The organism is Streptomyces sp. NPDC059373 (assembly GCF_042751495.1).
In the GTDB taxonomy this organism is placed as follows: Bacteria; Actinomycetota; Actinomycetes; order Streptomycetales; family Streptomycetaceae; genus Actinacidiphila.
The window spans coordinates 46604-67667 of sequence record NZ_JBHYXC010000029.1 but is presented as its reverse complement, the minus strand read 5'-3'; the positions used below and the strand labels follow the sequence as shown (position 1 = coordinate 67667).

Sequence of the window (21064 nt, the reverse complement as noted above, 5' to 3'; positions counted from 1 at the left end):
TCGCCGTCGAGTGCAGGCCCGTGGCCGGGTTGTGCCAGCCCTCCCCCGGCCTTCGGCCGGGGGGGACCCCCACCTCGCTTCGCTCGCCTCAGGCGGAACGACCTACCCACAACCCGGCGGGGCCGGCTGTCAGCCCTTGAAGCGGGGGAACGCGGAGCGGCCTGCGTAGACCGCGGCGTCGTCGAGGATCTCCTCGATGCGCAGGAGCTGGTTGTACTTGGCGACGCGCTCGGAGCGCGCGGGGGCGCCCGTCTTGATCTGGCCGCAGTTGGTGGCGACGGCGAGGTCGGCGATGGTGACGTCCTCGGTCTCGCCGGAGCGGTGGGACATCATGCACTTGTAGCCGCTGCGCTGGGCGAGCTCGACGGCGTCGAGGGTCTCGGTCAGGGAACCGATCTGGTTGACCTTGACCAGGAGGGCGTTGGCGGTGTTGTTGTCGATGCCCTTCTGGAGGCGCTCGGGGTTGGTGACGAAGAGGTCGTCGCCGACGATCTGCACCTTGTCGCCGAGCTGCTCGGTGAGGGTCTTCCAGCCGTCCCAGTCGTCCTCGAACAGCGGGTCCTCGATGGAGACCAGCGGGTACGCGTCGACGAGCTCGGCGTAGTACGCGGTGAGTTCGGCTGCGGAGAGGGCCTTGCCCTCGAACTCGTACGAGCCGTCCTTGTAGAACTCGGACGCGGCGACGTCGAGCGCGAGCGCGATGTCCTGGCCGGGCTGGTAGCCGGCCTTCTTGATGGCCTCGACGATGAGGTCGAGGGCGGCGCGGTTGGAGTCGAGGTTGGGGGCGAAGCCGCCCTCGTCGCCGAGGCCCGTGGAGAGGCCGCGCTCCTTCAGGACCGCCTTGAGGGTGTGGTAGACCTCGGCGCCCCAGCGCAGGGCCTCGGAGAAGGACTCCGCGCCGATCGGGGCGATCATGAACTCCTGGATGTCCACGTTGGAGTCGGCGTGCGAGCCGCCGTTGAGGATGTTCATCATCGGGACCGGCAGCACGTGGGCGTTCGGGCCCCCCAGGTACCTGAACAGCGGGAGGTCGGAGGCCTCGGAGGCGGCGTGGGCCACGGCCAGCGAGACGCCGAGGATGGCGTTGGCGCCGAGCGAGGACTTGTCCGGGGTGGCGTCGAGGTCGAACATCGCCTGGTCGATCAGGCGCTGCTCGGTGGCGTCGTAACCGACGAGCTCCGGGCCGATCTGCTCGATGACGGCGAGAACGGCCTTCTCCACGCCCTTGCCGAGGTAGCGGCTCTTGTCGCCGTCCCGGAGTTCGAGGGCCTCGAACGCTCCGGTGGAGGCCCCGGACGGAACAGCGGCACGTCCGGTGCTTCCGTCGTCGAGGCCGACCTCGACCTCGACGGTGGGGTTACCTCGCGAGTCGAGGATTTCCCGGGCTACGACGACGTCGATGGACGGCACGTGAGTCTCCTTTGGATGTCTCTTCTTTTTCGTGCTGAGCCTAGCCGACACCAAAAGCCCCGGCCGGGCACGCAGGGGGGAAGTGCGTGCCCGGCCGGGGAGCCGTGGGGTGAACAGCCGGTGTCAGAGGTTCTTGCCGCAGACCGGCCAGGCGCCCTTGCCCTGGCTGGCCAGGACCTTCTCGGCGATGGCTATCTGCTGGTTCTTGGTGGCCAGGTCGGCGCGGGCGGCGTACTTGGTGCCGCCGAAGGCCTTCCAGGTGGAGTTGGTGAACTGCAGGCCACCGTAGAAGCCGTTGCCGGTGTTGATGTGCCAGTTGCTGGTGGACTCGCAGGCGGCGACCCGGTCCCACGCGGACGTGGAGGCGGCGGAGGCGGTGGTGGCGGTCAGCATCGGGACGGCGACAGCGGTGGTGGCGACGGCGCCGAGCAGGGCGTAGCGGACCGTCTTGGAGGCACGACGAATCATTTGAGTTGGTTCCTCACCGACGCCTGCGAGGTCAGCTGTCGGGTTCGGGCCGTGTGAGTGCCCGGTGCTGCGCGTCATGCGCGCAGCGCTTAACCCCAAGCCGTACGGAGCCGGATCCATCCGTTTCCGTACGGCGGCGAACCTGTGGGTCCCCCGCTCCTGCCTACGGCGCTTTCGCGTCGACTGTTCCCGTCGGTCGGCGGCAGGATTCGGCGTTCCTGACCGGCGGGGCCCGCGGCGGCGAGCGATGTCGACCGTAAGCAAAGCTCTGGTTAAGGGGCAATCCCCCCAAGATCACCACCGACGCGCCGATCCCGACCATCGGAATTCACATAATTCCAGGTGAGAGCGGGTGAATCAGGGCTGAACGGACACTCCGTACCCAAACCTCCGGGTAAGGCTTGTCACACCGGCTACCCCACCGTCAGATACTGTCCGGGGTGGATCACTCCCGGATCGTCACCGATCACGGTCTTGTTGGCCTCGTAAAGGGCGCGCCATCCGCCGGTCACGTGCTCCTCGGCGGCGATGTCGCAGAGCGAGTCGCCGTCGCGCACCCGGTAGCGCTGCGGGCCGGTGGTGTCGGCGTCCGCCTTGGCCGCGCTGCGGGTGAGCTTGCCCCAGGCGGCCTCCGCGGTGGCGGGGGCTGTCTCGGGCTTGGCGTGCCGGCCCGTGCTGCGGGAGGGGGCGGAGGGGGTGGGGGCCGCGGCCTCGGTGGACGACGGGTCCGGCGATGCGGTGGCCTTCGTCGAGTCGCCGCTGCCGGTGTTCGAGGTGGAGCCGGAGGCGGAGTCGGTCGGGGTGTCCGTGGCACCGTCGGTCGGAGTGGTGGCCCCGTCCGTGGGGGTGGCGGTGGCCCCGTCCGTCGGGGAGGCGGAGGTGGAGCTCGACGCCGAACCGGAGGCGGTGCCGTTGACCGCGAAGGTAAGGCCCGAGATGTCGGCGCAGGTCGGCCACGCGTCGACGCCGAGGGCGCCGAGGATGTCGTCGGCCACGGTTATCTGCTCGTTCTCGCTGGCCAGGTCGGGGCGTTTCGCGTAGTCCCGGCCGCCGTACTCGTCCCAGGTCTCCTGGGTGATCTGCAGCCCGCCGTAGAAGCCGTTGCCGGTGTTGGCGCTCCACAGGCCGCCGCTCTCGCAGAGCGCGACCGCGTTCCAGGTGTTGGTGCTGACGTCGGCGGCCTGCGCGCCGCCCGCGGCGAAGAGTGGGAGCGCGATCCCGGCCCCGGTCGCCGCGACGACCACCATTGCGGTGGGCGCCTGGCGCGGTTTGCGGTGCCTGCCGTTCCCGGACGTCAGCATGCGATCGCCTTTCTCAAACGAAGATTGCGACGATCGCAGAACGTAGCGGCGTTGGCCATGGCATCACAAGTCGATGTATTGGAGATCACGTGAAGATCACGGGATTGACGGAGTGTCACATTCCGCATCGCCCCTGCTCAGCCCGAACTACCCCTCAGGTGTGAAAAAAACCGGAAGAGTCCGCAGTCCGCGCATGATCAACCCGCCCCGCCAGCGCAGCTCCGACGGCTCGGCGGCCAGGCTCAGGTCCGGCAGCCGGGTCAGCAGCGTGGCCAGCGCGGCCTGCGCCTCAAGTCGGGCCAACGGGGCGCCCAGGCAGTAGTGGATGCCGTGTCCGTAACCGAGGTGCTGGTTGTCGCGGCGGGTCAGGTCGAGGGTGTCCGGCTGCTCGAAACGGGCCGGATCGCGGTCGGCGGCAGCCAGTACGACGAGCACCGGATCGCCCGTCGCGATGTCCTGGCCGCCGATGGTCAGCGGGCCGGTCGCGAAGCGCCAGGTCGCCAGCTCCACCGGGCCGTCGTAGCGCAGCAGTTCCTCGACGGCGGTCGCGAGCAGCGCGGTGTCGCCGTCGGCCAGGGCCTGTTGGAGCTGGGCGCGCTGCTCGGGGTGGCGCAGCAGCGTGTACGTACCGTTGCCGATGAGGTTGACGGTCGTCTCGAAGCCCGCGAACAGGAGGATGAAGGCCATCGCGGCCGCCTCGTTCTCGGTGAGGTGCTCGCCGTGGTCACTCGCCCGGATGAGGCCGGAGATCAGGTCGTCCGCCCCTTCCTGCCCCAGGCTCTCCCGCTTTCGGTGGATCAGCTCCAGCAGATACGCCCGCATCTTCTTCACCGCGCGGGCGACTCCGCCGCGTGGTCCGCCGCCGTGCCGGATCATCATCCCGGCCCAGTCGCGGAAGTCGTCCTGATCCTCGGCCGGGACGCCCAGCAGGTCGCAGATCGCGTAGATCGGCAGCGGGAAGGCGAACTCATGGATGAGGTCCGCCTCCCCGGTCTTCGCGAAGCCGTCGATGAGCCGGTCGGTGAGCTCCTGCACGCGCGGCGCGAACTCCGCCACCCGGCGCGGTGTGAAGGCCTTCGAGACCAGCCTGCGCAGCCGCGTGTGGTCCGGCGGGTCGATGTTGAGCAGATGCGTCATCAGGTCGGCGCTGCGCTCGCCGGGGATCCCGACCTTGCCCTTGTGGTGGGCCTGCTCGCTGTGGTGCACCGGGTTCTTGCTCAGCCGCGCGTCCGCGAGGGCCTGCCGCGCGTCCGCGTAGCGCGTGACCAGCCATGCCTCGACCCCGCTGGGGAGGGTGGTGCGGTGCACGGGCGAGTGCTCGCGCAGCCATCCGTACGCCGGGTAGGGATCGGTCGCGAATTCCCAGGTGAACAGGGTCGGGGTCTCAGACACCCCACGACCCTACGGCCCTACGACACCGGCACGTCCCGGCTGAGCCGGTCCGCGAGCCTGGTCGTCTCCGGCAGGCGGTACTTCGGCGTCAGCGCCAGGATGTGCCGGCACGCCGTGTCCAGGTCGATCCGGTGCCCCGTCGACACGTACACCGGCTTCACCCCGTCCTGCGTGCGCAGCGCGCGGCCGACCGTCTCGCCGCCGTCGGTGAGGGCCGCGTACGAGCCGCGCACGGGGGCCAGGTCGTGGGGGTCGTACGTCCCGACGAAGGGGGTCTTCGCGACGCCCGCCGTCGCGATGCCGGTGATCACGCCGAGGTGGCAGGCCAGCCCGAAGCGGCGCGGGTGTGCCAGGCCGTGCCCGTCGCAGAGCAGCAGGTCGGGGGTCGTACGGATCCGCTCCAGGGCCTCGATCAGCACCGGCAGTTCCCGGAAGGCGAACAGCCCCGGTACGTACGGGAAGGACGCCCGGCCCACCGCGGTCGCCTGCTCGACCGGGGCCAGCGTCCGCGCGTCGATCACCACCACGGCGGCCACGACCGCGTCCGACGCGCCACCGCTGCCGGCGTAGGCCACGTCCAGACCCGCGACCAGGCGCGGCGACTGCGGTCCCGGACCGACGTGATCGGCCCGGGAACGCAGTTCGTCCTGCAGGGCCAGCGCTCCGGCCTCGTCCTGCGGCCAGGCGTGAGGTACCTCGATGCGCATCCGGCGAGGCTACTTCACCGTGTGCGAACCCCAGTTTCCGAAGCCCTTCATCGAGTGCGGCAGGCGACGGGTCCCGTCCTGCACCCACTCGTCCGTCTCGCGTGTCTCGGTGAGCGAATGCCGCTCCCCGTCCTGATGCCCGGGCCCGTGATCGGCCGGCGCACCCTGCTCGTGCTCCTCACGCTTCTGCCAGGCCCCTGCGCGGGGCTGCGGCTTCTGCTCCGGGGGTGGCTCCTTCGACCGGGCCCACAGGCCCAGCGAGACGGCGCCGACCAGAATCCCGACGAGGACAATTCCCACCACCAGTGGCGCGATCCCGACGAGGAAATCGTGCGTGATGGCCAGGTGGACCTGTTCCACAGCACTCATGCCCTATTTGTACCCCTATCCGGGCCCCGGCAACATACCCGTCCGAGCACCCGGTCCGGTCAGGCGCCGCCCTCGGCGGCGCGGATCGCGTCACGGTAGCGGCGGGCGGCCGAGCGCAGGGCGGATTCGGGGTCGATGCCGGCGGCCTGGGCGGCCACGGCGAGGGCGAGCAGCCGCTCGCCGTAGTCGGCGCCGGGGGGCACCGGCACGTCGAGCCCGGCGGCCCGGGCACGGCCGGAGAGCTTGGCGGCGAGGGAGAGGGCGGGCTGGCCGAGGGGGATGCCCTCGGTCACGGAGGCGCGCTGCTTCTCTATCGCCTTGGTGCGCTGCCAGTGGGCCTGGACGTCCTCGGGGGTCTCGGCGACGGCGTCACCGAAGACGTGCGGATGGCGGTGGATGAGCTTGTCCACGATCGTCCCGGCGACGTCGTCGATGGAGAAGGGCTCCTCGGCGTCGTCCTGTGCGATCCGCGCGTGGAAGACCACCTGGAGCAGCACATCCCCCAGCTCTTCCCGCAGCGCCTCCTGGTCCCCCTCCTCGATCGCCTCGACGAGTTCGTAGACCTCCTCGACCCCGTACTTCGCCAGCTCCTCGCTGGTCTGCACGCTGCTCCACGGGCACTCGCGCCGGATCCGGTCCATGACCTGCACCAGGTCGAGCAGCCGCGCGCCCGGCAGGTCGTAGGAACCGGGCAGCAGCTCGAGGTCGGGCATGGCGACGCGCCCGGAGCCGCCGAGCCGGGCCAGCTCGTCGGTGAGGGCGGGGTCGCCCTCGCCGCCGGCGATGTACACGACGGTGCGGCCGCCTGCGGTGAGCTCGACGAGTTCGCGCCCGCTGGGCGAGAGGTGCTCGACGGTGACGCCTGCCTCCCGCAGATACGGCAGCAGCGGGTGGTCCACGTCGGGGCAGACCACCTGGTCCGCGCCGCGCAGGGCCTCCCAGGCAGGCCAGGAGAGCAGGCCGGGCGCCACCCGGTGGGTGGTGGTGAGCAGCAGGAGGCGCCCCGGCGCGTTGCCGGCGTCGTCATTCGTCGAGTTCGAGTCCACCCGACGAAACTACCTCCCTACGCACTCGCCGAAGTCGCGGTCACCTGGGTCAGCCAGGGGTCCTTGGTGGCGTCGAGGGTGAGCTTCTTGGAGTCCCAGGTGCCGTAGCGCGGGTTGACGTCGATACCGAGCTTGTCGGAGGTCTGCTGCAGCACCTTGAACACCTCGGTCTGCCCGGCTGCCGTCTGCATGTCGGCGCCGTAGTGCTTGGCGACCTTCTGCAAGGTCAGGTCGGTGCGGATGCTGTCGTCGATGTCGGCGGGCACCATCGCGTACGTCTGCAGCACCTGTGCCTCGAGGCTCGCGCTGCCGCCGGCCTGCTTCTCGGCGGCCGCCCTGGCCTGCTGCACCTCGTGCGTGGTGACGGACACCCCGGCGTCCTTGGCGGCCCGGTCGATGACCCGGGCCTCGACGAGGGTGTGCACCGTGGTGCTCTGCAGATTGCTGCTCGCCTCGATGAGCTGCGCCGCCTGCGGTGACTTCTCCTGCGCGGCGCGCACCGCGTCGACCCTCGTCTGTACCGCCGCGACCGTGATCCGCTGTCCGCCGACCACCGCCGCAGCCCCTGGGCGCGGGGTCCCGCACGAGGTCAGCAGTGGTGTCGCGACGAGCACGGCGGCGGCGGCGAAGGAGAGCGCAGTCCTGCGGCGGAGCATTTTGCCTCCCGGCAAGGGATCGAGCGACGGTGCACGACCTGGCGATGATCGAGGATATTGACTCAGGCACCGCTATATCCAGCACTCGTACAAACGAGAACCGCACCGACAGGTGTCGGTCAGCCGGCGCAGGCCACTCCGTCGCCGTCCCGGTCCAGCGATCGCGAGTAGCCCGGGTCCCCCTTGTGGAGCGGGGCCGCGCCCGCCTTCCGTACGGCGTCGCAGTTCGCGTAGTGCGTGGTCTCCGCCGGGGCCGAGGAGGACGGGTCCGTGACGGGAGCACCGGAGGCGACCGGCTTGCCGGAGTCCGGGAGCTTCTCGCCGGGGCAGGTGTTGAGCACCGTGCGCATCGTGGTCTGCTCGGCCTGGGTGACCCACACGCCGTACTTCTTCTTCACCGCCGCCTGCCGCGCCACGTACGCGCACCGGAAGCTCTTGTTGGGCGGCAGCCAGGTCGCGGCGTCCGCGTCACCCTTGATGCGGTTGGAGGAGTAGTCGACGGCGAGGAGATTCAGCGGGTCGTTTATGTCGGCACCCGTAACTGTCTCACCACCCATCCCGTTATGTGCGCGTACAGCTTGTCTCACACGGGGAGGGCGACTTGAGCACGACGGGATCGGGCGAGGCCGGCGCCGGTACGGAAGCGACAGTGCTGCTACACAGGACCACAGCCGGACCCTCCGCAGCAGATGACCTCCCCTTCGCCGCCGAGGCAGTGCTGCGGCGCGTCGGGGCCGACGACCGCAGACCCTTCATCCTCGGCCCCGACGGCACTTACGACCTCCACCTCAACCGTTTCCTGCGCGACCTGGAGAACTGGGGAGTGCGGTCGGCGAACAGCCGGATCGCCTACAGCACCGACGTGATGCTCTATTGCCGTTTCCTCCACGAGTCCCGGGACGGGAAGCTCATCTGGGACACGGACGGCTCCGACCTGCGCGCGTACAAGGCCGTGCGACTGCATGGCAACGGCCCGGGCAAGGTCTCGGTAGCGACGTGGAACCGCTCCGTCGCCGCGCTCGACAAGTGGGTGAAGTGGTCGCTGTACGAGGATCTGCTGACTGCGGAGCCGTTCCGGTACGTCGACAAGACCGTGGTGTCGCCGCAAGGGCCGAAGCAGGTACGGGTCAACGCCGCCGCCGAGCCCGAGGTGCCCCGGCAGCCGATCGGGTTCCTGTCGCACGAGGACTTCATGCTCTGGCGGGACATCGGCCTGCGAGGGCTGCTACCGGACGGCTCCCCCGATCCGGCCTGGCGGGGCCGCAACGGCGAACGCAACGCCCTCTTCGCCGACTTGCTGATCTGCACCGGCATGCGCCTGGGCGAAGCCACGAGCCTGCTGACGGCGGAACTGCCGCCGGTCACCGGAAGACGTGTGCTCGGCGACATCACCGTCTCGGCCGCCGTGGCCAAGCGCAACAGGGCACGGACGGTGTATGTCCGCCCCCGGGTCGCCCGCGACCTGCACCACTACGTCGGTATCGAGCGGGACGAGCTCGTCCAGCGGCGGCACGCCGAGGGGGTGTACCAGGCGTGCACGGGTCGGCTTCCGGTGCGCCGGGCGAACCGGCACGCCCTGGCGCTCGAATCCGGCACCAGTTGGTCGTACTCGCGGATCGGTGCGGCGGACCGGGCACGGCTCCTGCAGGTCGACAGCCACGGCCGCGCGAGCGGACCCTTGTGGCTGTGGCTGGGGGAGAACGGGCTGCCGCTCCGCGCCAGCACCTGGCAGTCGGTGTTCCGGAGGGCGAACGAGCGGTGCTCAGCTCTCGGCCTTGACTTCGATGTCCACCCGCACACCCTGCGGCACTCCTTCGCCGTCCACATGCTGGGGCTTCTGCTGCGGCAGACCGTCCGGGCGCTCGGCATGCGGGAGGACCGGCGGTTCACGCACGCCGAGGTGAAGCGCCTGCTCATCGGCAACCCCCTGCGCAGGCTCCAGTTGCTGCTCGGCCACCGTCACGAGGCGACGGTCTACACCTACCTGGACGTGCTGGACGAGGCCCAGGAGATCGTCCTTGCGGCTCTCGACGACTGGGACGAACAGGCCGCCGCCTTCGAACAGGTCCGCCCGGAAAAAGAGGAGTCCCGGTGAGCCCGCGCCGCGTCCGCTTCCCCGCCGAGGTCAGCGCCCCTGCCCCGGCGGACCCCGTACCGTCGATCGGCCCCGTGGTATTCGCCGTGGATCTGGACGGAACTCCCGAGCACATCGATCTGTCGGAGCTTCCATGTCCGCGTCTCACCCGCGCCCTGGCCGGTGCCCTCGCCGATGTCATCAGCAGCCCTGGCACCATGCGTGACCGCAACGGCGTCCGCTACGTCGTCAGGCGCATCCGTGAGTTCGTCGAGTTCACCGCCGCGGCATTACCTGCGGCCGCCGCTGATCTGCGCCTCGGTGACCTGGCCCCCGACCTCCTGGACGCGTTCGAACAGCAGCTGATCATCCAGTACGGGGAGCGGAGCAAGGAGCCGTACCTCACCATGACGTACCTCGTGCGGCTGCTGAAGCTGGTGCACAAGGCACACCCCGACGCCTTCGACGCCACCTTTCATGCGCGGCTGGGATTCACATCGGCCTCGGCCCACCGGGCGACGAAACCGCTCGACGCGTATCCGTTCCCGGTGCTGGACGCGCTGGAGAGTGCCGCCCGGGACGACATCGCCCGCATCCGCGACCGGATCCTGGAGGGCGAGAAGCTGGCAGCCACCGGCCGTGACCCACGTCAGCACGGCTGGGACCGAGTGGAGAACGTCCTCTGGACCATCGTCCACCACGGGCCGTTGACCGCCGACGACGTCTCGTACAAGATTCTGCGCCCCTTGGGCGGCAGACCGGAGCTCAACAGCCGTCTCCACCTCACTGCACGGGACCTGGTGCCTTTCCTCCTCCTGCTGGCCTGCCAGACGGGTATGGAACCCGAGAGCCTCCGGCAGTTGCGCTCAGACTGCCTGGTCAGCCCGGCACGCGGCTTCGTCAGCGTCACCTACGTCAAGAAGCGTGCCCCGGGCTCGACGCACAAGACGATCAGGGTCTCCGACGGCGGCTCGCTGCGCTTCCCCGGCGGCGTGATCCGGCTGGCGTTGCGTCTCACGAAGAGGACACGTGATCTGGTCGGCACCGACGCGCTCTGGTGCGACGTCAGCAGCCACGGACAAACACGCGCACCCTTTGACGGGCTGACCCCATGGGCGGGCGCGACGCGGGAGTGGATGTCCAGGCGGGGGCTCGACCGCCTCACCGACAGCAACGGCGAACCCGTCGCCCTTGACCTGCGCCGAGTACGCAAGACCGTCAAGTCCCGGCAGTACCTGCGGGCCGGCGGGGTACTGGAGGACTTCGCATCCGGTCACACCCGGCCGGTCGCGGCGAAGCACTACGCGGATATCGATGCCCACAAGGAGACGCACGAGCAGGCGGTGGAGGCAGGTCTTGAACAGGCCCTCGGCGCGGCTCTGGCCCCGCCGGTGGTGCTCTCGGACGCCGGCGGTCGACTCGACGACGGTGAGCCCGCGCTGAGCGCGCAGGAGATCGAGTCGGCACTCTCCGGTGAGCAGGACGTGTGGCTTGCCTCCTGCCGCGACTTCTTCGCCTCCCCGTTCGCCCGCAAGCCGGGAGCCGCCTGCCCGGTCCCGGCCTGGGGCTGTCTGGAGTGCCCGAACGCGGTGTTCACCAGCCGTCACCTGCCGAGTCTGCTGTCCTTCCTGGACTTCCTGGAACGGCAGCGCGAGGAATACCCCACCGCCGAGTGGGACGCACGGTTCGGTCTCGCATGGGATCGCATCGTCCACGGTGTCCGTGCCCGCTTCAGTACGCGACAACTCGCCACGGCCCAGGCCATCGCCGAGGCCGATGGTGATCGCCTGCTCCTGCCTTCGTCCTTTCTGGAGGTCATCTCGTGACTGCCGTACCCCACCCGAGGTCGGAGCAGCAGGACCTGACACCGTCTCAGGACTCCGCGGAGTTCGTGCTCCCCAAGCGCCTCATGGTCGGGCTGCCGAGCCGTGGCCCGCGCCTGGCCGAGGACGTCTGGGACCTACGGTGCGTACTACCCCGCACCTGGCGGACGTGGCGGCTCGACTTCACGCAGATCGCCGACCCTGTGACGCGACGCGCGGCGAAGGAGTACATCGCCTCCCGCCTGAGCCGGGGGTCGCTGGGCCTGGGGCCGCTCAAGGCAACGACGGCAGCCACCGAGCTGCGCACGTTCATCGTCGTCATGGACGATCTGCAGGCAGTGGGCGCCCCACGGCTACCCGACGTGGAACACCCCCACCTGGACGCCGCACTGAAGAGGTGGAAGAGCAGCCCACACACCGCGGTTCGCAACGTGACCTTCCTGAAGCACTTGTCGGCCCACGGACCGTTCCTGTCCAAGGACAGGCTGGGCGTCCTGCCGTGGAACGGCCGGAGCGCCTACGGTGTCGTCGGACTCCAGCGCGTAAGAGGCGAGAACACCACGCCCCGCATCCCCGAGGAGGTCCTCGCTCCCCTGCTGCGAGCGGCAATCTTCTACGTCGAGACGGCGAGCGGGGACATTCTCGCCACCCAGAAGGAGATCGACGCGCTCGAAGCGGCACGCGACAACCGCTGTCTGGTGCAGGGCCAGGCGCGGGAACGTGTGCTGTCCTTCATCACAGAACGGCGCGAGGCCGGGCGGGGCATCCCCGCAGTACCGCTCGGGACGGCCCACACCGTACCCGGCGCCGTCGTCGTCGACGGCGTGCCACAGGTGCCCAACCACAGCCTCGTCTCCCTCCTCGCCGGTGTCGCCAAGACGTCACAAGTGCTTGCGCTCGTGGTCGAGGCCGGGAAGGAGATCGGCTACGAGGAGGGTGGGCTCGACACACCGATGTCGCCATGGCCCGGCTCGGGCGGCCCCTGGCGACCGAGGCTCAGCCCCTTCACTCTGGCCAACGAGCTGTCCTTCTTGCGCACGGCCTGCTGGCTCGTCATCGCCTACTTGTCGGGGATGCGGGACGTGGAGGTGCGTGAGCTGGGCCGCGACTGCGCCCTCACTGAGCGCGGAGCCGACGGACGGACCCGGTACAAGCTCCGGGGCCGGGTCTACAAGGGCAAAGGGCGCGAACTCAGCGGGGAGGAAGCCGAATGGGTCGTGCTGGATGTCGTCCACCAGGCCGTTGCCGTACTCCACAAGATCAACGACGACCCCGGCCACCTCTTCGGCTACGACGGCGGCGGGCGCAACGGGTACGTGCTGCTCAGCAACATGCCACGCCGCATTCGGGCTTTCCGGGACCATCTCAACGAGCTGTTCAGCACACCGGCCGGGCTCTACGTACCCACGATCACGGCAGCCCCGCCGCCCGATGCCAACCCGGTCACCGACGACGCGGCTCCGAATGACACGGAGGAAGAGGCCGCGGTGGCAGAGGCCACTGCTCTCCCCTGGGCTTTCGACACCCGGCAGTTCCGCCGGACTCTCGCCTGGCATATCGCCCACCAGCCCTTCGGCGTGGTCGCGGGCGCCCGCCAGTACAAGCACGCGGCAATCACCATGTTCGAGGGGTACGCGGGAACGTCCGCCTCCGGCTTCGCCGACGAGGTCGCGGCCGAGGAGGCCGTGGCCAAGCTGGATTACGTCGAGGACCTCTACCACGACTGGAACGACGGCGGCCCCTCAGCGGGCGGTGCCGCCCGGCGCATCGAGGCCGAGTTCGACCGCATCCGCAGCGAGCTCGGAGACCTGCCGGGTGTCGTGGCCAGCCCCTCCCGGCTGAGAACGCTGCTGCACCACTTGACGAAGACCCTGCACCCCGGCGTGCTGAACGACTGCTTCTACCAGGCGGAGACGGCTGTGTGTCGCAAGCGAGCCAAGCCGCTGGGACGCCCCGTCCCCATGCTCGACATGTGCATGAACTGCCCCAACTCACGCCGCTCCGCCGTCCACCTGCCCCGCCTGGAACGAGCACACGACATGGCCCGGGCCGAACTCGGCGAGGCCACGGGCCTCCCGCAGCTACAGCAGCTCGCCATCGCCGAACACCTGGCCACGCTCACCCGTCTGATCGCCGAGATCGACCATGAGGACACCTGACGATGACCGACTCCATGGACGAGACCCTTCAAGCCGTCCGCACCGCCTTCGCCCACCTGGCCCGGGAAGACACCGGCCTGACCGACATCGACCAACAGATCATGCGTGCCTTCGAGCGGCTCATGCTCGGCCGTCCCGAGATCACTGACGGCCGTACCTCGGCAGTGAACATCGCCGCCGAGGCAGGCGTCTCCCGAGCCTCGTACTACCGCTCTCCCGTCGCGGCAGTCATCAAGGGGATTCTCAGCTCGCCCGAGGCCAGGCGTCCTGAGTCCGACGAGCTCAGGCAGGAAGTCGCGCGCCTGAAACAGTCCGAGCGGGAACTCCGCCGGGAGAAGGGCGCCGAGATCCGGGAGTTGCGTGCCACCGTCGCGGCGTACGCAAACCAGATCCAGATTCTCGCCCTGAGGAACGCCGAGTTGGAAGCGGACGCCCGTCGCCTTCACGCTCAGCCGGCCGGGAAGCAGGTAGGGGTGGTTAAGCAGCTAAAAAGCGCCAGGACGGCCACGGACTCATCCCCAGTGCAGCCCTGACTCACCCACGCCGTCCTGTCGCGCTCTCCGGCTGCTGAAGGTAGCACTGCCACGCATCCAGCCCGGGGTGGGCGGTCAGGCGTCGGGGTCGACTTCGGGGTGCGTGAACCGCACGGGCTTGCCCAGCGACCGGGCGTAGGCGATTTCGGCTCGGGTGCTGTCTCCGATGTAGTCGCCGATTACGAGCACCTCATCAGCGAGCCGGATCTTCGCCCGGTGCAGATCGTCGAGTCGAACCTTCAGCGTCTCGGCCTCGACAGGATCGGACCAAAGTTCGTGCGGCGACTTCATGTCACAGCCCGGCTTGACGACAATCTGCCCGGCTTTGGTCTCCCGCAGATCGGCCTCGGTCATCTCGGTCATGAAGCGGGTGGAACCGCAGATCACGACGATACGCGGGAGGCTCAGCTGCTTCTTCGCGTCGGCGAGTTTCTCCTCAGCGGTGAGCGGTTGCGGGTACGACACTGGTTCCTCCTGGTGGTGTGGTCCAAAGGATGCCTGTGGAGACGAGAACGAGGGTGCCCAAGCCTGACAGGAGCGGCCTGCAGAGCTGCCGAACCTTGGAACCTCAAGCGCCGCACTGCTGCAGCATCATGGTCTTGTCCGCAGACGTCACGGGCAGTTCATACTTGGCTGCCACTTGCGTGAACCGCACCGCGTACGAGCACCGGATCGTCTTGTTCGGCGGCAGCCACGATGCCGGGCCCGAGTCGCGCTTGGTGGAGTTCGTCGAGCCCGAGACCGGAAGAAGGTTCAGCAGGTCATTGGCCATCCGCTGCCGCTTCTCCTTGCCCCAGCGCGCGGCACCCATCTGCCAGGCGTACGACAACGGCACCACGTGGTCTATCTGCACCTCGGTGGCCTTCGCCTTCTTCCAGACGATGTCCTTGCCGGTGTACGGGTCGTACAGGTCCATCGAGACGACGACGCAGTCAGAACCGGCACGGAACTCGACGTTGCGCCCATGGAGTTTCAGCAAGTCGTTCCGGGTGTCACAACCGTTCCGCGCCAGCGGCACACCGTCCGCCGTGTCCATCCACGCGTAGCCGAACTCGTCGCGGTCATAGCCCGTCTTCGGCCCTCGTCCCTTGGTCGACAGCTTGGTGATCAGCTCACGCGCTGTCGCCTCGTCCGTCTCGGACGGGATCGGGGCAAGCCCCGGCTTCGTTCCGTCGGGGTCGGCCAAGGGGCTGGTTCCGTACTTGGCGGACGCTGACGAGCCGCCGCCTGATGAACCACTCTCGTCGGAGAGTCCGCCTCCCGTGCAGCCCGTCAGGACGGCCCCGGCCGCCAGTGCAGCGCCGGCATGCAGCACGCCGCTCGTGAGACACCACCTGGCCACGCGGCCACCCCACCCCTGAGACACATCACCGTGAGACATCTACACCGCCAACATAAGGTCGTTGGCGAGCTGCTCGCGCTTGTCGCGGGTCCACTTCTGCGCGCCCTTCTGCCAGGCGTCGGAGAGGGCGACGACGTGGTCGATGTCGACGGTGCTCTTGCCGCGGGTGAAGCGGATGGTCTTTCCGGTGTACGGATCGTCCAGCGTGCCGGTGGCGACGATGCAGTCGCCACCCTGGGCCGCCTTGAACGACTCGGCCGTCAGGTCGCGTTGGAGTATGTCGTCCCGGGTGTCGCAGGAATTGTGGTCCGTGTCGACCCAGGACTTTCCGAACTGGGCCCTGGAATAGCCCGTCTTCGGCGCCCGCCCCTTCACGGTGAGGTCGTTTACCGCCGCCAGGGCGCTGCCCTTGGGTGCCGCGTTGTTGCCCGTCCCGGTAGCCGTGGTGTCCTTGCAGCCCGCGAGGCCGAGGACCCCGATCGCCACAACCACCAGTGCTTTTCCCGCCCTTGATATGCCCACGAACGGAACTTTACGGCCGGAGTTGCCCGACCAGGGCGCCGAAGAGGAAGAAGTTGGGGATGTCCTTGACAGCTTTGGTGGACCAGGAACGCGTTTTGCCGCCTTTACCGAGGAAAAGGGCGCCGTTCCCGCGGTGCGGCCGGGTCAGCCGCCGAGCTTGTCGATGTCGACGGTGTTCTTGGTGGCGGGAGCCTGGGCGTTGACGGGCTTGTCGAAGCCGGAGAGCAGGAGGGTACCCGGCTCCTTGCCGCCCTTGGTGACCAGCTTGAGCAGGTAGGGCTTGCCCTCGGTGGCGACGTAGATGGTGTAGTGCTCGGCGCCGTCGCGCTCGGTGAGGGTGATGGCGGGGACGCCGTCAACCGTGGTGAGGGCGCCCTTCTTGGCCTCGGTGTCGGAGCCCTCGAAGCCGGCGAGGACTTCGGAGAGGTCGCAGGAGCTGGTGAGGTCCTTGGCGTCGGCGCCGGTGGCCTTGGTCTTCATCCAGCGGCCGCCGATGACGGTCTTGGCGGTCTGGCCGTCCTTGCCCTGGGACGTCCAGTAGGCGTCGTCGAACTTGAGGTAGGCGGTGGCGCCGGCCTTGATGAGCTGGATGGTGCCGTCGCCGGTCTTGATGCGGCCGGTGCAGTCGCCCTTGGTGTCCAGGGCCATGTGGAAGGTCATGTCCTCGCCGCTGCTCTTGCCCTCGAGGTCCATGGTGAGTGAGGTGGCGGACTTGGTGGCCTTGATGGCCCTGGTCGCGATCTGAGGGCCCGTGAGGTCGGCGATGGTCTTCTTCTGGGGCTGCTGCCCGGCGGTGCCGCTGCCGCCGGTCGGGTTGCAGGCGGCGAGGCCGCCGAGGGCGGCGGCGGCCACGAGGGCGATCGTGGCGCGCTTGAAGACGTGCTGGTTCATGTGGATTCCCCCTGGGATGACGGGCCGTGAGGCGATGGAGCCATCACAGCATGCGTCTGTGAACCGAGTCAACATGATTGTGAGAATGAAATGAATTCACACCGTGAAGCGACCTCTCCCGACTTCATCGGTATGCTCAAGGCCACAGGGAAGGGGGCGTCAGTGCCGGAGAACGCAACAGAGGTGACCGCCGCCGGAATCGCGCGGCTCGCCGGGGTGGGGCGCGCCGCGGTCAGCAACTGGCGGCGCCGCCACGCGGACTTCCCCCGGCCGGTGGGGGGCACCGACACCAGCCCGGCCTTCGCGCTCGCCGAGGTGGAGGCATGGCTGCGCGGCCAGGGCAAGCTGGCCGAGGTCCCGCTGCGCGAACGCGTCTGGCAGCAGGTCGAGAGCCACCCGGCCGGCGCCCTGACCGCGCTGCGCCAGGCAGGCGCCGTCCTGCTGCTCGTACGGGACCGCCCTGACGACTGGGCGGACCTGAGGGCGCACGCCCTCACCGCGGCACTGGACGAGGTCTTCGCGCTGCGCTTCGCCGAGCAGTTCACGCTGGGCCGCCCCGTCGAGCTCGATCTGCTGCGCGGGGTCTCCGAGCTGGCGGCGGAGCTGGGGCCACGGCAGACGTACGAATTCCTGCTCGGGCGGTATCTGGACGCCAACCCGAGGCAGCACACCCTCACCCCGCCCGACCTCGCCGAGCTGATGGCCACCCTGGCCGGCCCGGCCCGCACCGTCCTCGACCCGGCGTGCGGCACCGGGGCGCTGCTGCGGGCCGCCGAGGCGCCGGACACCGTGGCCGGGCAGGACGCGGACCGCGAACTGGCGGCGCTGGCTGCGCTGCGGCTGGCCCTGCATGCCGACCCGGCCACCGACGTACGCGTACGGGCCGGGGACAGCCTGCGGGCCGACGCCTTCGCGGGGCTCGCGGCGGACGCGGTGCTGTGCCACCCGCCGTTCAACGAACGCAACTGGGGCCACGACGAGCTGGCCTACGACCCCCGCTGGGAGTACGGCTTCCCGGCCCGCACCGAATCGGAGCTGGCGTGGGTGCAGCACGCGCTGGCCCGGGTACGGGACGGCGGCACCGTCGTCCTGCTGATGCCGCCCGCCGCCGCGTCCCGCAGGTCCGGCCGCCGGATCCGGGCCGACCTGCTGCGGCGCGGCGCACTGCGGGCCGTGATCGCGCTGCCGGCCGGAGCCGCGCCGCCGTACGGGATCCCGCTGCACCTGTGGGTGCTGCGCAGGCCCGGCAACGGCGGCAGCCCCACCCCGCACCTGCTGCTCGTGGACACCGCCCAACTGGCCGTCCCCGGCGCCGAGAAGCTGCCCTGGCAGACCGTGCGCGGCACCGTCCTCGACGCCTGGCGGTCCTTCGACCGGCACGGCACGACCGAGGAGCGGCCCGGCGTCAGGCGCGCCCTGAAGGTCATCGACCTCCTCGACGACGACGTGGACCTGGCCCCGGCCCGCCACCTGCCGCCGCCCGTCAACCCCGGCGGCGCCGACGGGCTGGCCGACGTACGCGACCGGCTGGCGGCGACCCTGCGGCGTACCACCGAACTGGCCCCCGCCCCGGCCGTGCCCGGCGAACCCGCGCGCTGGCCGGCCACCACGGTCGGCGAACTCGCCCGCGCCGGCGCCCTGGTGCTGCGCGCCGGCGGCCCCGGCACCGCCCCCGGGCCGGCCGTGCTCACCGAGCACGACGTCCTCGCCGGGACCGCGCCCAGCGGGACGCTGCCGGACGGTCCGCCGGAGGAGCCGGTGCTCACGGAGCCGGGGGACGTGGTCGTTCCGGTGCTGGGGCGCGGCGCTGCGGCCCGGGTGGTGGACGAGGCCACGGCCGGCGCGGCGCTGGGCCGGAACCTCTATCTGCTGCGTCCGGATCCGGCCGCCCTCGACCCCTGGTTCCTGGCCGGCTTCCTGCGCGGCACCGCCAACAACCGGCAGGCCAGCAGTTATGCCTCGACCTCGACCCGGCTGGACGTACGGCGGCTCCAGCTGCCCCGGCTGCCGTTGGGCGACCAACGGCGGTACGGGGAGCGCTTCCGTACGCTGGCGGCCTTCGAGGAGACGCTGCGGCTGGCCGGGCAGCTGGGCGAGCAGCTCGTGCAGGGGCTCCACGACGGGCTGACGGACGGGACGGTCCGCCCGGAGGGGCCACAGGTGTAGTTCGGGTAACGCCGGGTCGGTTGTCGGCGGTGACGGATAGTCTTCGCCTGTCACCCGCACTTTTGTTTGCTCAGGGAGCAAGTGATGAACGGCCCCGGCACCGCACCGCCGCAGCCCCGCCCGACCGGCGACGGGGGCGCGGTCGCCCTGCGCGTGCTCTTCATGGTGATCGGGTACGTCGGCTTCAGTCTGCTCAACTGGATCCTGCTGCTGCGGCTCGCCCTGCTCCGCCGCCGCCCGATGGACTGGGTGGTGTTCGGGGCGGTCGGGATCGTCCTTCCCGGCATCTGCCTCAGCATGATCAGCGACAGCGACAACATCACCGGCCCGGCGGACGCCACGGGCACCTTCGGCTTCGTCGGCCTCTGGCTCTTCACGCCGGTCTACTTCCTGGTGTTGGACATCCAGTACCGCAAGGAGACGCGGGAGGCGGCCGCCGCGCAGTCGTACGCCGCCCCGTCCCCGTACCCGTACGCCCAGCCGCACCCGCAGCCCCAACTGCCGGGCCGGCCCGGCCCGTACGAGTACAACCCCTACAGCCACACCCCCACCCCGCCGCCCCCGCCCGCCCCCGCGCCGCCGCCCGCCGTCCCCCAGCCCCCGCGCATCAACCAGGTGCGGGCCGAGCTGGACGAGCTGAGTGACCTGCTGCGCAAGCAGGAAGGCGATCAGTGAACGGACGGATCGTCGCCGGCCGTTACGAGCTGGCCACGGTCATCGGCCAGGGCGGCATGGGCCAGGTCTGGACCGCCTACGACCGCCGCCTCGACCGTCGCGTCGCCGTCAAGCTGCTGCGCCCCGACAAGGTCGCCGGCGGCGAGGACGTGACCGAGCTGCGCGGCCGCTTCGAGCGCGAGTGCCGGGTCACCGCCCAGGTCGACCACCCCGGCCTGGTCACCGTCCACGACGCCGGCAGCGACGGCGACGAGCTGTACCTGGTCATGCAGTACGTCGAGGGCGCCGACCTCGCCGACCATCTCGCCGAGCACGATCCGTACCCCTGGCCCTGGGCGGTCGCCGTCGCCGCGCAGCTGTGCGCCGTGCTGTCCGCCGTGCACGCGGTGCCGATCGTCCACCGCGACCTCAAGCCCCGCAATGTGATGGTCCGGCCCGACGGGTCGATCACCGTCCTCGACCTGGGCGTCGCCTCGGTGCTCGACACGGACACGACCCGGCTCACCCACACCGGCACCCCCATCGGCACGCCCGCCTACATGGCCCCCGAGCAGGCCATGGGCGGCGCCGTCGGCCCCCGTACGGACCTCTACGCACTCGGCGTCCTGCTCCACGAACTGGTCAGCGGCAACGTCCCCTTCGCCGGGTCGACGGCCCTCGGCGTGCTCCACCGCCACCTGTACGAGGCGCCGGTGCCGCTGCGGCAGGTACGGCCCGAAGTGCCCGAGCCGCTGGAGGCCCTGGTGCTCCAGCTCCTCGCGAAGGACCCGCAACACCGGCTCCCCGACGCCCAGGAGACCTACCGCAGGCTCGCCACCCTGCTTCCCGTGCCGGGCCCGCACCACCGGCTGATCGGCCCGATGGACCCCAGCCGCCCCTTCCTCCGCCCCCACGCCCCCTGGCCCGACCGCCCCGCCGCGCCCCCCAGCGAGACTCCGGCGCCCCCTCCCACCGGCTCCACCGGCATCGCCGAAGCCGTCGACGAGGTCAAGCGCCTCCTCGACGCCGGCCGCATCACCCAGGCCGTCGACATCCTCGGCGGCGTCCTCCCCGCCGCCGAGCAGAAGCACGGCGAGCACTCACCGGTCGTGCGGATGCTGCGCAAGCAGTACGCCGCCACGCTGATGGAGGACGGCCAGTACCGCCGCGCCCTGCCCGAGCTCCGCCGCCTCGCCGACGAGCATGCCGCCGACTCCGGTCCTGCGGGCCGTGCGTCCCTCCAGTACCGCTACGAGGCCGCGCAGTGCCTCGAGCAACTCGGCGACGCCGCCGCCGCGCTCACCGAATACCGCACCCTGCTGCCCTACTTCGAGCAGTACCGCGCCACGGATCCGGCGTTGCCGCTGGAGGTCCGGCGCCGCATCGGGCATCTGCTGCTGTCGGTCGGCGACCGCGCCGCCGCGCACGACGTGCTGTCGCGCCTGCTGTACGACGCCGACCGCGTCCACGGCCCCCACCACCCCTTCGCGGCGGAGCTGCGCCGCACGCTGTCCTGGCTGAGCCAGGTCCGCCGGTAGCCGGGGGCGCCCG

Annotated in this window: 20 protein-coding genes and 1 riboswitch; of the genes, 7 read left to right on the top strand and 13 right to left on the bottom strand. The window is 70.2% G+C overall.

Going from position 1 to position 21064, the window contains the following annotated elements:
• Positions 1-129 precede the first annotated feature (129 nt).
• The 9 genes from eno to ACFXJ5_RS30045 all read right to left on the bottom strand — a co-directional run bounded on the left by eno (position 130) and on the right by ACFXJ5_RS30045 (position 7906).
• Complete coding sequence (eno, locus tag ACFXJ5_RS30085; RefSeq protein WP_127359860.1) at positions 130-1410, bottom strand: phosphopyruvate hydratase; 1281 nt, start codon at positions 1408-1410, stop codon at positions 130-132.
• A 123-nt stretch (positions 1411-1533) separates the two neighbouring features.
• Positions 1534-1878, bottom strand: coding sequence for a transglycosylase family protein (locus tag ACFXJ5_RS30080; RefSeq protein WP_384637816.1), 345 nt, complete (start codon positions 1876-1878; stop codon positions 1534-1536).
• A 5-nt stretch (positions 1879-1883) separates the two neighbouring features.
• A riboswitch (cyclic di-AMP (ydaO/yuaA leader) is annotated at positions 1884-2059 on the bottom strand.
• Between the two features lie 232 nt (positions 2060-2291).
• Entirely contained in the window at positions 2292-3179 is an 888-nt protein-coding gene (locus tag ACFXJ5_RS30075; protein ID WP_384637813.1) for a transglycosylase family protein, read from the bottom strand.
• Between the two features lie 147 nt (positions 3180-3326).
• Positions 3327-4571 carry a cytochrome P450 gene (locus tag ACFXJ5_RS30070; RefSeq protein WP_384637810.1) on the bottom strand — a complete coding sequence of 415 codons (1245 nt, stop codon included), beginning with the start codon at positions 4569-4571 and terminating at the stop codon, positions 3327-3329.
• Between the two features lie 17 nt (positions 4572-4588).
• Positions 4589-5278, bottom strand: a complete 690-nt coding sequence (locus tag ACFXJ5_RS30065; protein ID WP_384637807.1) for an endonuclease V — start codon at positions 5276-5278, stop codon at positions 4589-4591.
• Between the two features lie 9 nt (positions 5279-5287).
• On the bottom strand, positions 5288-5647 hold the full coding sequence (locus ACFXJ5_RS30060) for a DUF6479 family protein (RefSeq protein WP_384637805.1): 360 nt from the start codon (positions 5645-5647) through the stop codon (positions 5288-5290).
• A gap of 59 nt (positions 5648-5706) precedes the next feature.
• Positions 5707-6693 carry a nucleoside triphosphate pyrophosphohydrolase gene (locus tag ACFXJ5_RS30055; RefSeq protein ID WP_384637803.1) on the bottom strand — a complete coding sequence of 329 codons (987 nt, stop codon included), beginning with the start codon at positions 6691-6693 and terminating at the stop codon, positions 5707-5709.
• A gap of 17 nt (positions 6694-6710) precedes the next feature.
• A complete protein-coding gene (locus tag ACFXJ5_RS30050; protein WP_384637801.1) occupies positions 6711-7349 on the bottom strand; it encodes a SurA N-terminal domain-containing protein in 639 nt (212 codons plus the stop codon).
• 119 nt (positions 7350-7468) lie between these two features.
• Positions 7469-7906 carry an excalibur calcium-binding domain-containing protein gene (locus tag ACFXJ5_RS30045; protein WP_384637798.1) on the bottom strand — a complete coding sequence of 146 codons (438 nt, stop codon included), beginning with the start codon at positions 7904-7906 and terminating at the stop codon, positions 7469-7471.
• Between the two features lie 44 nt (positions 7907-7950).
• Between ACFXJ5_RS30045 and ACFXJ5_RS30040 the strand changes: the two genes are divergently transcribed.
• From ACFXJ5_RS30040 to ACFXJ5_RS30025, 4 genes are read left to right on the top strand one after another with little or no spacing between them, the layout of a single operon-like run.
• Positions 7951-9444 carry a tyrosine-type recombinase/integrase gene (locus tag ACFXJ5_RS30040; RefSeq protein WP_384637795.1) on the top strand — a complete coding sequence of 498 codons (1494 nt, stop codon included), beginning with the start codon at positions 7951-7953 and terminating at the stop codon, positions 9442-9444.
• Complete coding sequence (locus tag ACFXJ5_RS30035) at positions 9441-11249, top strand: hypothetical protein (RefSeq protein ID WP_384637792.1); 1809 nt, start codon at positions 9441-9443, stop codon at positions 11247-11249. The genes ACFXJ5_RS30040 and ACFXJ5_RS30035 overlap by 4 nt, the downstream gene beginning before the upstream one ends.
• Positions 11246-13405, top strand: coding sequence for a hypothetical protein (locus ACFXJ5_RS30030; protein ID WP_384637790.1), 2160 nt, complete (start codon positions 11246-11248; stop codon positions 13403-13405). Before ACFXJ5_RS30035 ends, ACFXJ5_RS30030 begins: the two co-directional genes overlap by 4 nt.
• A 2-nt stretch (positions 13406-13407) precedes the next feature.
• Positions 13408-13938, top strand: a complete 531-nt coding sequence (locus tag ACFXJ5_RS30025; protein ID WP_384637788.1) for a hypothetical protein — start codon at positions 13408-13410, stop codon at positions 13936-13938.
• Between the two features lie 75 nt (positions 13939-14013).
• Here the strand turns inward: ACFXJ5_RS30025 and ACFXJ5_RS30020 are convergent, their stop codons facing one another.
• The 4 genes from ACFXJ5_RS30020 to ACFXJ5_RS30005 all read right to left on the bottom strand — a co-directional run bounded on the left by ACFXJ5_RS30020 (position 14014) and on the right by ACFXJ5_RS30005 (position 16693).
• Complete coding sequence (locus tag ACFXJ5_RS30020; RefSeq protein ID WP_384637785.1) at positions 14014-14403, bottom strand: hypothetical protein; 390 nt, start codon at positions 14401-14403, stop codon at positions 14014-14016.
• A gap of 103 nt (positions 14404-14506) precedes the next feature.
• Positions 14507-15319 carry an HNH endonuclease family protein gene (locus tag ACFXJ5_RS30015; RefSeq protein WP_384637782.1) on the bottom strand — a complete coding sequence of 271 codons (813 nt, stop codon included), beginning with the start codon at positions 15317-15319 and terminating at the stop codon, positions 14507-14509.
• A complete protein-coding gene (locus tag ACFXJ5_RS30010; protein WP_384637779.1) occupies positions 15320-15802 on the bottom strand; it encodes an HNH endonuclease family protein in 483 nt (160 codons plus the stop codon).
• A 144-nt stretch (positions 15803-15946) separates the two neighbouring features.
• A complete protein-coding gene (locus tag ACFXJ5_RS30005) occupies positions 15947-16693 on the bottom strand; it encodes a hypothetical protein (RefSeq protein ID WP_384637776.1) in 747 nt (248 codons plus the stop codon).
• Between the two features lie 132 nt (positions 16694-16825).
• Here ACFXJ5_RS30005 and ACFXJ5_RS30000 point away from each other — a divergent pair, with 132 nt between their 5' ends.
• The 3 genes from ACFXJ5_RS30000 to ACFXJ5_RS29990 all read left to right on the top strand — a co-directional run bounded on the left by ACFXJ5_RS30000 (position 16826) and on the right by ACFXJ5_RS29990 (position 21051).
• On the top strand, positions 16826-18859 hold the full coding sequence (locus ACFXJ5_RS30000; RefSeq protein WP_384637893.1) for an N-6 DNA methylase: 2034 nt from the start codon (positions 16826-16828) through the stop codon (positions 18857-18859).
• A gap of 84 nt (positions 18860-18943) precedes the next feature.
• Positions 18944-19534, top strand: coding sequence for a hypothetical protein (locus tag ACFXJ5_RS29995; protein ID WP_384637774.1), 591 nt, complete (start codon positions 18944-18946; stop codon positions 19532-19534).
• Positions 19531-21051, top strand: a complete 1521-nt coding sequence (locus ACFXJ5_RS29990; protein WP_384637771.1) for a protein kinase domain-containing protein — start codon at positions 19531-19533, stop codon at positions 21049-21051. Before ACFXJ5_RS29995 ends, ACFXJ5_RS29990 begins: the two co-directional genes overlap by 4 nt.
• Positions 21052-21064 lie beyond the last annotated feature (13 nt).

Excerpts from the sequence above, each read along its gene's own strand:
- ACFXJ5_RS30000 (WP_384637893.1), top strand. The coding sequence starts at position 16,826 with ATGCTCAAGGCCACAGGGAAGGGGGCGTCAGTGCCGGAGAACGCAACA.
- ACFXJ5_RS30050 (WP_384637801.1), bottom strand. The coding sequence starts at position 7,349 with ATGCTCCGCCGCAGGACTGCGCTCTCCTTCGCCGCCGCCGCCGTGCTC.
- ACFXJ5_RS30025 (WP_384637788.1), top strand. The coding sequence starts at position 13,408 with ATGACCGACTCCATGGACGAGACCCTTCAAGCCGTCCGCACCGCCTTC.
- ACFXJ5_RS29995 (WP_384637774.1), top strand. The coding sequence starts at position 18,944 with ATGAACGGCCCCGGCACCGCACCGCCGCAGCCCCGCCCGACCGGCGAC.
- ACFXJ5_RS30060 (WP_384637805.1), bottom strand. The coding sequence starts at position 5,647 with ATGAGTGCTGTGGAACAGGTCCACCTGGCCATCACGCACGATTTCCTC.
- ACFXJ5_RS30015 (WP_384637782.1), bottom strand. The coding sequence starts at position 15,319 with ATGTCTCACGGTGATGTGTCTCAGGGGTGGGGTGGCCGCGTGGCCAGG.
- ACFXJ5_RS30005 (WP_384637776.1), bottom strand. The coding sequence starts at position 16,693 with ATGAACCAGCACGTCTTCAAGCGCGCCACGATCGCCCTCGTGGCCGCC.
- ACFXJ5_RS30065 (WP_384637807.1), bottom strand. The coding sequence starts at position 5,278 with ATGCGCATCGAGGTACCTCACGCCTGGCCGCAGGACGAGGCCGGAGCG.
- ACFXJ5_RS30045 (WP_384637798.1), bottom strand. The coding sequence starts at position 7,906 with ATGGGTGGTGAGACAGTTACGGGTGCCGACATAAACGACCCGCTGAAT.
- ACFXJ5_RS30075 (WP_384637813.1), bottom strand. The coding sequence starts at position 3,179 with ATGCTGACGTCCGGGAACGGCAGGCACCGCAAACCGCGCCAGGCGCCC.
- ACFXJ5_RS30080 (WP_384637816.1), bottom strand. The coding sequence starts at position 1,878 with ATGATTCGTCGTGCCTCCAAGACGGTCCGCTACGCCCTGCTCGGCGCC.